This window comes from Novosphingobium sp. KN65.2, from assembly GCF_001368935.1.
In the GTDB taxonomy this organism is placed as follows: Bacteria; Pseudomonadota; Alphaproteobacteria; order Sphingomonadales; family Sphingomonadaceae; genus Novosphingobium; species Novosphingobium mathurense.
The window spans coordinates 42138-53413 of the sequence record NZ_CCBH010000146.1 but is presented as its reverse complement, the minus strand read 5'-3'; the positions used below and the strand labels follow the sequence as shown (position 1 = coordinate 53413).

Below are 11276 nucleotides of genomic sequence, written 5' to 3'. Positions count from 1 at the left end.
ACCGCCGAGCCGCGCTTCTAGCTGTTCTTGATGGCTTTTACTCGAGCCAACCCCCGCAAGGCGAATTTGCGCAGTGCCTTCACCTGTCGGTTGATGGATTGGCTCTGGAGTTCATCGGAAGAACGATCAGCATAAGCCAAGAAGTTGCGAAGCCCTACATGGGTTAATCGCCCGCGCATCTTGCTGGTGTAGATTTTGTCTTTCTGACCGGCTTTTGCCAACCTTTCGGCCTTTCGTTCAGATCGGCGAATGGCTCTTTTTGCGGAGCGCCATTGCCTTGAAAGGGAGCCGGGCCGGACCAAAGCCGGTCCAAGGCCAAGTTGGAAACCGAGATACTGGAAGTTGTCCCGCTCATCGCCAGTGAAGCGTTGGCGGATAGTCTTGTCATTCTGAAGTTCCAAGGCTTCGTTGTTGAGCGCGTCGGACACGGCAGCGGCTAGCTGATCGGCGTGTTCAGGGGCGCAAATGATAAGAATATCGTCGGAATATCGCTGGTAAAGCGCGCCGTGCTGATCGGCCAGCGCCTTCATCGCCAGGTCAAAATCGGCCATGTAGAGATTGGAGAGGCTGGCACTTATCGGCGTTCCTTGCGGGACGCCAATGCCCTTGCCGTTGGTGTGGATCCGGATGCCCCCAGCCTTCAGTTCCTTGACTGTCGCTATAGGGCGATCAGCGCCGCGCTGTTTTAGCCGCAACCCAAATACGGGATGGGCCTTCAAATCCGCCTTTCGGACGTGGCTATACCGGGTGACGGAACGCAGCACTCTGTGCCAATCGTCGGGGAGTTCATCGACGGCGAGCAGCCACTTGAGCCGCTGCTTCAGACGCTTGTGGTCGATATTGTCAAAGAAGCCGGTCACGTCGAAGCACATGGCTTCGACTGAATCGTGGTTGCGCACATAGGCCTGTGCGGTGGCGGCGAAATGGTAGTTGGATTTTCTGAGGGACCGGTAGGCTATGACCGCCTCATGCAGCCCGTTTAACGCATACCACGCATCCAACCTGCCGGTTAGCTCGTGCGAGTACTTGGATAGGATACATGCATCGCGGTGCGAGGCGTGCATGATGTCACGCTCCTTGACCACTGTCTTGCCGTCCAGCGGTCGATAACGCGGTGTTTCTTTGATCCAATGCAGCAGCGGGGACCACGGGTGGGCGACAACCTGTTCCGGCGTGAGTGTGGTTGCCCACTCACTCACTATAGGCACATCGAAGTGCCGATACCTGCGCGGCTTGAACCAAGACGGCTTTGCCATCCCCCCTCATTTCTAGCAGTCTCTGGGGGATAGTTCTGGCTCTGAACCCGGCTGGTGCCGCTAGACCCCCCAGAGGCACGCCACCATCCGTGGTTGCCTTCTCGCAAATGCAACCACGCGAGCCTGTTAACGCTAGGTGGTATTGTATGGTCGAGGAGGTCCGATTGTTGAAGATCGAAGTCTCGCCGCTGCAACTCGCAGAGTGGCTGATCCACGGCATCGCCGTAATCATATCGCTCTTGCAGGTTGACAGTGTAAACGACCGCACCCTTTGGCCAATTCCAAGGGCTCTGGTGATATGGGAACGGATCGGCAACATTCAAGGGCGTGTAATCAACTTTCTTCGTGAGGATTTCGTCGCTGTTTTGACCCCATAATCGTGTCTGAAATTTCTTCTCAGCGCGGTTCGACTCTCGATTCAGTAACAAACTTCTGTGTGGTGATTCTGCCCTCCCGGGCGACCCGCTCTATCTCGCTGCGCTCGACTGAACCCGCGTGGCGGTTTCATCCCTTTCGGGTGACGATCAGGAGCAGTTTGAAGCGGAGCGGGAATTCCTGATGGACGCGCTCTGTCCCGCATGTCCTGCGGTCATGCTCCTGAGGGCGCGGCATTCCTGAGCTAACCCGCAGGCACTCTTGTCTCTCTCATTGCCGGAGGCCCGCTGGCGCACTGATCGCGCGCGCAGGACCTCCGTCGGCTTCGCGCCGTTGCAAGGGTGCCGACTTTGTCTGGATCGCGGAGCGATCCCTGGCGGGAACACCAGGGCTTTGCCCTCTCGTTCCCGAAACCGGAAATAGACACCCCCGTGTGGCGGGCTGTGCCCGCTGGCCCGCGCCAGGGCATCGATTCCGGTTTTCCCTCCCCGTCCCATCCTCGCCGGAAGGCAGGCCGCATGCCGCGTGTCGGATGCGGCTTTCAGCCGAAGGAGGGCAGAAAATGGGTGACCTGATCTTGAACTACCGCGCTTGCGGAGCCGAGTGCCGCGAAGACTGGTTGCGGATGCTGGCCAATGAGAACGGCTTGCCGTTCGGAACAGTGCAGCGTCTGGCCGAGGAACTGGGCGAGCGGGAAGATTTCGGCGAGCTCGTTCACATCTGCGAATGTGGCGGGAGGGTGGTGCAATGAATGCTGGCACCCTTTCCCGCAATGAGTGGATCGCCCGGCTCAACGACCGGGCGCGGCAGGCGATGGGCTTGGCCTGTGTTGCCGTTGCAACCGAGGGCTTTCGGGGCTTGGCCGAGGCGGACCAATCGCGGGTGCGCGAAATGGTTGAGACATTCGACGCCTTCACTCCGGACAACGATCCTTATGGCGAGCGCGATTTCGGGGCGATCTATCAGGATGGCGAAGGTCGCTGGACGACCACGCGACCGGCGCGGCCTGCCGAAACCGTGTTCTGGAAGATCGATGCCTACGACCGCGATTTGCGGTTCGGCAGCGACGACCCGGCCAATCCTGCGGTTACCCGGCGGGTGCTGACGATCATGCTGGCCAGCGAATATTGAGTGGAGGCAGTCCGCGCGCCGCCTGACACGTCAGGCGGCGCGTTGATCGACGAAGCAGTGTTCGTTGTGCCAATCGAGAAACGCCGGTTCGGGGTCGAACCGGATTGCCGACCGCAAAGTTGCGTTCTCGAACTGCTGGAAATAGTCGCGCGTCTCGCGGCTCTGGCTTTCACGCAATTGCCGCGAGACGCGAATGCGCCGCTGGCGATCTACCGTGATGAGCCCGCGATCGAATGCGCGGTCGAGTGTCGCTGACAGCAGCAAGCCATTGGCGGGGTTGTGCCGGTTGTCGCTGTCCTTGCCCCATGGCTTGATGTGGCTTGCGGTGAGAAGGCGCGGATCGGCGATGCCGGTGATGCAGCAGGTCTCTTCGTAATTGGCGAGTACCGCGCGGCGGAAGAAATCCTGGCCGACGCGCTGGTTCACAAGCGCCTGTGTGGTGGACTCGCCTTGATAGGGCTCGAACCGGAACTCGCTGCGCTTTTCATTGAGGCGCAACGGCGGGGGTGGTGGCTCGAACTGGCCGACCTGGGCAGTCCACAGGTCTTCCGCCCGCGACACGAGACCGGTCCAATCCTGGCCAAACTCGGAATAGGTGGCGCGATCCAGCTTCGACGCACCGTCCAGACCTTTCCGTCCGCTTTCTGTGATTTTGGGATCGAGGCTGGCGAAATTGCACAACTTCATCGCGACCGAGCTATTCGTGCGCCCGAGCGCATTGGCAAGCTCCTGGATTTCTGGATTGCCAGAGTGCAGCTTTCCGAACGGCAGCTGAAAATAGAGATACAGCGCAAGCACCGTCTCCTCTTCGCTCCAGCGTTTCCGTGAACTGCTCTCGACTGTCATGGCGAAGGTTTGGGCGAGAGTGATCCAGGGCGCAAGTCTGGCGGTTTGCCATGCGTTTAGATGCCTTTCGATCTGGCGGTTTCGTTCTTGAGCACCCTGACTGGCCGCACTCGGTCAGCCTTCAATGCCCGGCCCGCGCCAGTTCCCCCTGCCTCCGCTGGGGTCACCCGTGTTGGACATGAATCCTGCCCTTGGCCGTGCGGCCTTTCTGTTTGGTGCAACGAGCCACCAGACACGAAAGGAAATCATCATGGCACGCAGCAATACCGCACCCGCGCAGGAGACCAATCCGCCGGACTTCCTCGCCTGGCATGTCACCAACAAGGGCGACAAAGGCTTCTGGACTCGGATCGGAGCCGCTTGGTTCCATCGCGACCGAAAGGGAATATCGCTTCAGCTGGAAGTGGTGCCGATCAATGGCCGGATCGTCCTGCGCACCCCGCTTGACGACGAGAAGAAGGAACCGGGCGCTTAGCGCCCGGCCTTCGGGTAGATGGACCGAAAGTGGGCCGGTAGGTACTATCGGTTTCGCGACAGAGAAGCCACGCAAACGGATCTTCGGTCAATGTCCTTCAAGGGCAGGCTAAGATTTGGACTTGGCTCTGATTGCCATGCATATGGGAGCAAGGGGCGTCATCATTCCCTGTCATCATTTTCTGTCCTCATCCTCTGGATAGAATGCTTCCAGAATCTTGGATCGACTCAGATCAATTTCTGCTCGCCTGTCCAAACCTAAAATTCCTAATGTGGTTTCCTATATTTGCTGACAAATTGGCGATCTCGGAGATTGAACTTGGCTTGTGCTCGCGGTGCTGCCTCACCGAACACCAACACTCAGCGGCGTCTGTTCGCTGCATCAGGCGGATATTGTCAAAATCCGGACTGCCTTCGGGAGCTTTTTATCGACGCGGACGGCCAAGCCGTGAACGTCGCAGAAATGGCCCATGTATTCGCAGCAAATGACGATGGGCCCCGCGCCAATCCGGAACTTTCCAAGGAAGAAAGGGGAGCCTTCGAGAACCTGATCCTGCTTTGCGCGATCTGCCATACCATGATCGACAAGGCGCCGGACGCCTTTCCCGACACGCGCATCCTCGAATGGAAACGCGAGCACGCCAAAAAGCTGGCGGCGGTATTCGGTGTTACGAAGTTCCCCGATCGTGCCGCTGCGCGGGAAGCGATCGCCCCGCTGCTAGCCAAGAACCATGCGATCTTCAGTCAATATGGTCCTCACATTGAGGCTGCACGCGATCCGGAAAGCGGCGCGGCCGAAACGTGGCGCCGCAAGATGCTCACCGGGATCCTGCCCAACAACAATCGCGTGCTGGCTCAGCTCGACGCGAACCGGCATTTGCTCTCCGAAGAGGAACTTAAAACCGTCGAGGCATTCCGCCAGCACGTCGACGACCTCGAAGCCGTCCACATCGGTGGTGCGAACGAAGATGCAAGCTGCTTCCCAGCGGGCATGCAGACAATTTTGGAGAAATGATCGTGGCCGGCAGCGTTACAGATTGGGTCGAAGCCCACGTCGATGATCAATCGGGCTACAAAGTAGTGGGGCGGACCGCAGAGGATTTCCTGATAATCGATGATGGCAAGGGCAATACCGGCACCGTTGCTGTAATCGGCGCCAAGCCGATGGTCGAAGCGGGTGACGTTGCCCCCGTACTAGCGATGGCGACGAAGCCGGATTTCATCATCAATGTGCCATCGAGCTCTATCTGGACCGGTGATGCTATCGCTCTGGCGCAAGGCGTGCCGGCGGGCTTCGGAACGTTCGGGGAACTCGGGAAGGCATTACGACAAGGCGACCTGACCGGCTACCGAAACAAGGAGTTCGCCTTCTTCGAGGACGCGATCGGCCAGCACTCTAATGTTAGGCAAGTCTCGCGGCTGTACGAGTCTGTATTCGTCGCCCACCGCAAAAGGGGCGGCGACCTAACTATCGCTCTCATAGATGCGTATAACCTCAGTGCGGAAGACCTCCGCAACGCACGCAAGATGGTCGGCGCCTTCGACATCGCGTTGAAAATGTCGAGCTACGGCAAGGTGACCGATGCAGCACGAAACGCAGCAGACTCGATGGGGGCTGAGGCCATGATGTTCGGTGACCTCATGCGACGCCTCGCTAAGTGACCCGCGCCCAAAATGTAGATGCACTCGTAGTTTTGGCCGGGCAGCTCGGAGCGGTCGCAGCAGGAACGGAATGGTACCTGTTCGGCTCAATGGATCGGGAGGAGGAGTTTTGCTCCGATGTTGACCTTCTGATTTTGTGTGGAACTGCGGCGCAGGCAGACGCCTTGCGTGCAGCGATCGATCCTGATCAACTTGGCCGCCCCATCGATCTATCCTTGATGACATTTGAGGAGGAGCGCGAGATCAGCGCCGTCAAGCTTCAGGCCGCACGGAAAATTTACCCCTAAGCGAACTAGCGGACTCTATCGGGCTTTCGGGCGGGGGGTTTTGTCCATTACGATTGCACTCGGCTCGCAAAACCAACCTAGCGCTCGTTCGTGAAGCGGATCGCAGTTGCTTAGCATACGTCCGCTTTAAGGTTCGCTCGGAGCTAGACCGAACGACGATATTTGGGGCGCGAAGCTGCCTCTGCATCACTTTACGATGAGGCGAGCCGCTTCGCGTCGCCGAAGCTCATCAAGATAATCGCTCCACCATTGCGCCATCTTTACGCGTTCATCCCAGTAGTTCCCGCGATTGTAGACCCCTCGAATAGCGTTGCTGTCACCATGGGCCAGCGCACGTTCGATTGCGTCTGGGTGCCAAAGCCCGCTCTCGTTGAGCATGGTCGAGGCCGTTGAGCGCAGGCCATGCGCTGTCACTTCATCCTTGGTGAACCCCATACGCCGGAATGCCGCGTTGATTGTATTCTCGCTCATGGGACGTTGACGCGTATGGAACGCCGGGAAGATGTAGCCCTTGCTGCCGGTAATTGGTTTGAGCTCTCGCAACAGGTCCAACACTTGGCGTGATAGCGGCACCACATGGGCCCGCCGCGCCTTCATCTTGCCTTCCGGTATTGTCCAGGTGGCCTTGTCCCAATCGATCTCGTTCCACTCGCCGTGGCGAAGCTCACCGGGTCGCACAAAGACATGGGGTGCGATCTTCAGCGCGAACTTCGTCGCCGGGTAACATTCGAAATCATCGATGGCGCGAAGGAGCCCGCCCAACTTCTCGGGTTCGAGGATCGCCGCGTAGTGTCGTGCTCTAGGCGTGACCAGTGCGCCCTGCAGGATCGACGTTGGATCGGCTTGGCACTGGCCAAGCGCGGCTCCATACCGGAACACCCGGCTTGCGAAGGATCGGCATTTCTTCGCGGTTTCGAGATTGCCTTTGGCTTCGAGTTTCTTGAGCGCCGCCAGCATCAACTGCGGATCGACATCGTTGATTGGCATATTGCCGATTGCGGGCTTGAGCAGTTCGAGGAACCAGCGCGCCTTGCGCAGCGTGGCTTCCGCCCTGCCTTCGGGCGCCATCTTCTCGTCGATGTACTTGTTAGCGATGACCTCGAAGGTGTTTTCCGCACCTAGCTTGATCCTGGCCTTCTTCCGCTTCCGCTCCAGCATCGGATCAATGCCATCGGAAACCTTGAGCCGTGCCCGGTCGCGAAGCTGGCGCGCCTGCGACAAGCTGATCTCTGGGAACGCGCCGATGGGCAGCTTCTTTTCCTTCCCGCCGAAGCGGTACTTGAAATACCAAAGCTTGGAGCCGTTTGGCTTCACCAGAAGCAGCAGCCCCCGCGAATCGTATTTCTTGTACGACCTGTCGGCAGCCCGGAAGCCTTTGATTTCCTGCACATTGAGGCTCATTTGGGGGCCTCACTTTTTTGGAAGTTGGGGCCTTTTGAGCTGGAGCCCCCAGCCGGGGCCCCCACAGACGTTGGAACAAAGCGGAACAAAACAAGACCTCGCTTTCTGCGCTAGAGGTCAAGAATGGCAGAATTCCGCCATTTCTGCAATGTTTTGGAACGTTCTGATGAGAACAAATGGTGCCCAGAAGAGGACTCGAACCTCCACGCCCTTGCGAGCGCCGCCACCTGAAGACGGTGCGTCTACCAATTCCGCCATCTGGGCACGGGCGGGGTGCCGCATTGCGATCCCCGCTAGGTAGGAGCGCGCCACTACGGGCTGGCCGGGAGCTTGTCAACGCCCTTCGCTCAGGAAATGTGATTTGTTTTTCACTTCCTGCGCGAATGGTCGGACAAACAAGAGCGTTTGGCCGGTTGCTCCGGCGTGGGGCTTATGCCAATGGCAAAAATCATGCGTAGCGACGCGGGCTCTCCCAGTTTCCCGCGCGGTATTCGAAGGACGAAAAACCTGACCATGAGCCAACGCCCCACCGATTCTCTTGCCGGTAAGATCGTGACCGTCCTTGGCGGCAGCGGATTTGTCGGCCGTCACCTCGCCCAGGAACTGCTGAGCCGCGGAGCGCGCCTGCGCATTGCCAGCCGCAATCCGCAAAAGGCCTATGCGATCAAGCCGCTCGGCAACCTCGGCCAGGTGCAGTTCGCCCGCGTCGATGTAACCAAGCCCGATTCGCTGGCTGCCGTGCTGGCCGGTTCGGATGCGGTGGTGAATCTCGTCGGCGCCTTCTCCGGCAATCTCGATGCACTGCAGGGCAAGGGCGCCGGCGCAATCGCCGCTGCAGCCAAAGCCGCCGGCGCATCGGCATTCGTCCACATCTCGGCCATCGGCGGCAATGCCGATTCGGACGTCGACTATGCCCGCACCAAGGCCGAAGGCGAGGAAGCGGTCCGCGCGGAATTCCCCGGCGCGACGATCCTGCGTCCCTCGCTGCTGTTCGGCCCGGACGACAACTTCGTGATGATGTTCGGCCGCCTGATCGGCGCCTTCCCTGCCCTGCCCGTGTTCGGACCGGAAGCGAAGCTGCAACCACTGTTCGTGGACGACGCGGCCGAAGCCATCGCCAATGCCCTGGGCGACCCCGGCGCGCATGGCGGCAAGACTTACGAGATCGCCGGTCCCGAAGTCATCACCATGCTGGAACTCAACCAGCGCATCGCCAAGGCGGAAGGCCGCTCGCGCAGCTTCATCGCCCTGCCCGATTCGGTTTCCGAGCTGATCGCCTCTGCCACCGGCTGGCTGCCGGGCGCGCCGATCACCAGCGACCAGTTCAAGCTGCTCAAGGCCGGAAGCGTCGCCAGCGGCGACCTGCCGGGCATCGCCGAACTCGGCGTATCCCCGCGCCCGCTCGGCCTGTTCCTGGACCGCTGGGCCACCCAGTTCCGCAAGCACGGACGCTTCGGCGCCAAATCGGCTGCGTGATTGTCGAATAAGCCTGCCCCGGATGTGACTGGCTAGCGGCGCGGGCGGATGCCTGCGCCGCACTGGCCGTCAGGCCAGAGAATCACGCATCCACTTCGGCGTAGTGGCTTGGGGGCTGAATCACTTCCATGCGCTCGCTGAGCAGCGGGCGGAAGCTCGGGCGCGACTTCATCACGAGATACCAGCCGCGCGACTGCTCGTGGCTCGACCAGTCGATGCCGCCGAGATAATCGGCGACGGAAATCTGCGCGGCAGCGGTCAGGTCGGCCAGCGTCATCGTCGAACCGGCAAGCCAGGGCCGGTGATCGATCAGGAAATCGATGTAGTCGAGATAGTCGTGCGCCAGCTTCATCGCCTCGCGCAGCATCTTGGCATCGGGCGACTGGCGCAGCACCAGGCGTTTCTTCATCCGCTCATGCAACAGCGGACCGGAGACGTCGTTGAAGAAGCACTCGTCGAACATTGCGATCAGGCGCCGGATTTCCGCGCGCTGCTGCGCTGTGCCGCTGATGAGCGGATTACGGTCGACCGTCTCTTCGAAGTACTCGCAGATGGCGCGGCTGTCGGAGAGCACGATGTTGCGATCGGTTTCCTTGACCACCGGCGTGCGGCCAGCCGGGTTCATCGCGAAGAGGCGGTCTTCATTCTCCCAGGGGCGGGCTGACTGCAGTTCGTAGGCAATGCCTTTTTCCGCCATGAGCAGCCTCACCTTGCGGCTGAAGGGGCAGAGCGGAAACTGGAAGATGTGCCACATGGTCATCCCGAATGCCAAAGCAGCCGGGCAGCGTCCACCCGGCTTCGAATCGCCGTGACATGAACGCGTGGATAACTGCGCGACCGGGCCGATGTCGGCTATCCGGTGGCCTTGCCCCCGTTGCTCAGGATGATCTTGCGGGCGAGATCCTTCTGCCCCTCGGCGATGCGCGTATCGATCGAGACGAAGATCTTGCCCTGCCGGATCTGTCGCTCGATGTAGTTCGCTTCCCGGCCGTCGACATCGTGGTCGGTCAGCATGCGCGCCATGGCTCCGCCGGTCGCGCCGATGATCGCGCTGACGGCTGCGACCGACGAGAGCGAACTTGCGGCAATGGCACCGGCCGCGGCGACCAGCCCGACTCCCGGAATTGTGAGGATGGCAACGCCCAGCATCGCGCCCGCGAGACCGCCGCCGGCAGCAGCCGCGGCCACGCTGCGCTTCGAATGCCCCTGCACCCGGCTGCCCGGTTCATCTTCGAATTCACCCGCCCGCCACAGCAGGGAAATGGAATCTGCCGGAATTCCCGCATCCCGCAGATCGGCGACGACCCGCTCGGCATCGCGGCGGCGGTCGAAAAGTGCCGCGACAAGATGGCGCTTGGCCACCCCCAACTCGGCCCGCGCGCGGGCGAATGCCTGAGCGAATTCATCGCGATCCTGACTGGAGGCGAAAGTGGCCCGCAGGCCCGAGGAATGATGCAGCCGCGCAACGCTGGGCGAGACTTCGTCATGCGACAATGTCCGCAGGAGCATCTCGATGCTCGAGCGCTGCATCTTCTGATCGGTGCCGCGATTGATCCATTCCAGTAGCAGAGGCTTGGGATGATCGGCTCTGAGATAGTTGAGAACGGCCAGTTCTTCGGCCTTGATCACGAACGCTGGGTCGAGATCAATTTTAACATCCTGTCCCATTCGATACGCATTACAATATCCTGCAGGTCAATTACCACAGTGCAATATCCACTGTCCCCGTCTTGGACAGCGAGAAATGAACAGGTAAATCCAACTTGAGCGCATGCGAGTTGCGACCGGATCGCAACTTTTGCGATACTTCGCAAAAATTCAGGCCGTTACTTCCCGCCACTGCCCCGAAGCAAGACCATCGAGCGTCCAGTCGCCGATCTGCCAGCGCACCAGCCGTAAGGTGGGATGTCCGACAGTCGCCGTCATCCGCCGCACCTGGCGATTGCGACCTTCGCGAATCGTCAGGCGCAGCCAGCGATCGGGTACCGTCTTGCGAAACCGCACGGGCGGATTGCGCGGCCAGAGGTCGGGCTCGTCGATCAGTTCGACTTGCGCCGGCCGGGTCATGCCGTCCTTGAGCGTCACGCCCTTGCGCAGACGCTCGAGGCTTGCCTCGTCCGGCTCACCCTCGACCTGCACAAGGTAGGTCTTGGCCAGCTTGAACTTCGGATCGGCAATGCGCGCCTGCAGGCGGCCATCGTCGGTCAGCAGCAGCAGCCCTTCGCTGTCGCGGTCCAGCCGCCCCGCCGGATAGACGCCCGGCACGTCGATGAAATCGGACAATGTTGCGCGCGGCGTGGGCGACCGCAGGTCGGTGAACTGCGAGAGGACATCAAAGGGCTTGTTGAAGAGGATCAGGCGCGCCACG

General features: G+C 60.4%; 14 protein-coding genes and 1 tRNA gene. 8 read left to right on the top strand and 7 right to left on the bottom strand.

The window, feature by feature from the left end:
* Positions 1-17 precede the first annotated feature (17 nt).
* Complete coding sequence (locus SPHV1_RS10365) at positions 18-1256, bottom strand: reverse transcriptase domain-containing protein (RefSeq protein WP_054945958.1); 1239 nt, start codon at positions 1254-1256, stop codon at positions 18-20.
* Positions 1257-1423: 167 nt separating this feature from the next.
* On the opposite strand from SPHV1_RS10365, the gene SPHV1_RS10360 reads away from it, so the two are divergent.
* The 3 genes from SPHV1_RS10360 (at position 1424) to SPHV1_RS10355 (ending at position 2762) form a co-directional block, all read left to right on the top strand.
* Entirely contained in the window at positions 1424-1633 is a 210-nt protein-coding gene (locus SPHV1_RS10360; RefSeq protein ID WP_156367331.1) for a hypothetical protein, read from the top strand.
* Between the two features lie 560 nt (positions 1634-2193).
* Entirely contained in the window at positions 2194-2382 is a 189-nt protein-coding gene (locus SPHV1_RS24975; protein WP_156367330.1) for a hypothetical protein, read from the top strand.
* Positions 2379-2762 (top strand): DUF3768 domain-containing protein, encoded by a 384-nt coding sequence (locus SPHV1_RS10355; RefSeq protein ID WP_054946025.1) that lies wholly within the window; start codon positions 2379-2381, stop codon positions 2760-2762. Before SPHV1_RS24975 ends, SPHV1_RS10355 begins: the two co-directional genes overlap by 4 nt.
* Before the next feature lie 30 nt (positions 2763-2792).
* Here SPHV1_RS10355 and SPHV1_RS10350 read toward each other — a convergent pair whose 3' ends face one another.
* Positions 2793-3608, bottom strand: a complete 816-nt coding sequence (locus tag SPHV1_RS10350) for an HNH endonuclease (protein ID WP_054945956.1) — start codon at positions 3606-3608, stop codon at positions 2793-2795.
* Between the two features lie 250 nt (positions 3609-3858).
* Here SPHV1_RS10350 and SPHV1_RS10345 point away from each other — a divergent pair, with 250 nt between their 5' ends.
* From SPHV1_RS10345 to SPHV1_RS10330, 4 genes are all read left to right on the top strand, one after another.
* The gene (locus tag SPHV1_RS10345; RefSeq protein ID WP_054946024.1) at positions 3859-4083 is read left to right on the top strand and encodes a hypothetical protein; all 225 of its coding nucleotides are present in this window, start codon (positions 3859-3861) and stop codon (positions 4081-4083) included.
* A gap of 318 nt (positions 4084-4401) precedes the next feature.
* A complete protein-coding gene (locus SPHV1_RS10340) occupies positions 4402-5097 on the top strand; it encodes a hypothetical protein (RefSeq protein ID WP_156367329.1) in 696 nt (231 codons plus the stop codon).
* 2 nt (positions 5098-5099) lie between these two features.
* The gene (locus tag SPHV1_RS10335) at positions 5100-5744 is read left to right on the top strand and encodes a hypothetical protein (RefSeq protein WP_156367328.1); all 645 of its coding nucleotides are present in this window, start codon (positions 5100-5102) and stop codon (positions 5742-5744) included.
* Complete coding sequence (locus SPHV1_RS10330; protein ID WP_054945953.1) at positions 5741-6031, top strand: hypothetical protein; 291 nt, start codon at positions 5741-5743, stop codon at positions 6029-6031. The genes SPHV1_RS10335 and SPHV1_RS10330 overlap by 4 nt, the downstream gene beginning before the upstream one ends.
* A gap of 186 nt (positions 6032-6217) precedes the next feature.
* Here the strand turns inward: SPHV1_RS10330 and SPHV1_RS10325 are convergent, their stop codons facing one another.
* Both SPHV1_RS10325 and SPHV1_RS10320 read right to left on the bottom strand, forming a co-directional pair.
* A complete protein-coding gene (locus SPHV1_RS10325) occupies positions 6218-7432 on the bottom strand; it encodes an integrase arm-type DNA-binding domain-containing protein (protein WP_054945952.1) in 1215 nt (404 codons plus the stop codon).
* A 177-nt stretch (positions 7433-7609) separates the two neighbouring features.
* Positions 7610-7696 (bottom strand) — tRNA-Leu (locus SPHV1_RS10320).
* A gap of 249 nt (positions 7697-7945) precedes the next feature.
* On the opposite strand from SPHV1_RS10320, the gene SPHV1_RS10315 reads away from it, so the two are divergent.
* Entirely contained in the window at positions 7946-8908 is a 963-nt protein-coding gene (locus SPHV1_RS10315) for a complex I NDUFA9 subunit family protein (RefSeq protein ID WP_176167995.1), read from the top strand.
* A gap of 82 nt (positions 8909-8990) precedes the next feature.
* On the opposite strand, the gene SPHV1_RS10310 is transcribed toward SPHV1_RS10315, so the two are convergent.
* From SPHV1_RS10310 to SPHV1_RS10300, 3 genes are all read right to left on the bottom strand, one after another.
* Positions 8991-9662: a glutathione S-transferase family protein gene (locus tag SPHV1_RS10310; protein ID WP_054946022.1), complete on the bottom strand. Its 672-nt coding sequence runs from the start codon at positions 9660-9662 to the stop codon at positions 8991-8993.
* A 98-nt stretch (positions 9663-9760) separates the two neighbouring features.
* Entirely contained in the window at positions 9761-10576 is an 816-nt protein-coding gene (locus tag SPHV1_RS10305; RefSeq protein ID WP_054945951.1) for a hypothetical protein, read from the bottom strand.
* Between the two features lie 150 nt (positions 10577-10726).
* A complete protein-coding gene (locus SPHV1_RS10300; RefSeq protein WP_054946021.1) occupies positions 10727-11275 on the bottom strand; it encodes a pseudouridine synthase in 549 nt (182 codons plus the stop codon).
* Position 11276 lies beyond the last annotated feature (1 nt).

Excerpts from the sequence above, each read along its gene's own strand:
- SPHV1_RS10355 (WP_054946025.1), top strand. The coding sequence starts at position 2,379 with ATGAATGCTGGCACCCTTTCCCGCAATGAGTGGATCGCCCGGCTCAAC.
- SPHV1_RS10350 (WP_054945956.1), bottom strand. The coding sequence starts at position 3,608 with ATGACAGTCGAGAGCAGTTCACGGAAACGCTGGAGCGAAGAGGAGACG.
- SPHV1_RS24975 (WP_156367330.1), top strand. The coding sequence starts at position 2,194 with ATGGGTGACCTGATCTTGAACTACCGCGCTTGCGGAGCCGAGTGCCGC.
- SPHV1_RS10325 (WP_054945952.1), bottom strand. The coding sequence starts at position 7,432 with ATGAGCCTCAATGTGCAGGAAATCAAAGGCTTCCGGGCTGCCGACAGG.
- SPHV1_RS10310 (WP_054946022.1), bottom strand. The coding sequence starts at position 9,662 with ATGTGGCACATCTTCCAGTTTCCGCTCTGCCCCTTCAGCCGCAAGGTG.
- SPHV1_RS10345 (WP_054946024.1), top strand. The coding sequence starts at position 3,859 with ATGGCACGCAGCAATACCGCACCCGCGCAGGAGACCAATCCGCCGGAC.
- SPHV1_RS10365 (WP_054945958.1), bottom strand. The coding sequence starts at position 1,256 with ATGGCAAAGCCGTCTTGGTTCAAGCCGCGCAGGTATCGGCACTTCGAT.
- SPHV1_RS10315 (WP_176167995.1), top strand. The coding sequence starts at position 7,946 with ATGAGCCAACGCCCCACCGATTCTCTTGCCGGTAAGATCGTGACCGTC.
- SPHV1_RS10305 (WP_054945951.1), bottom strand. The coding sequence starts at position 10,576 with ATGGGACAGGATGTTAAAATTGATCTCGACCCAGCGTTCGTGATCAAG.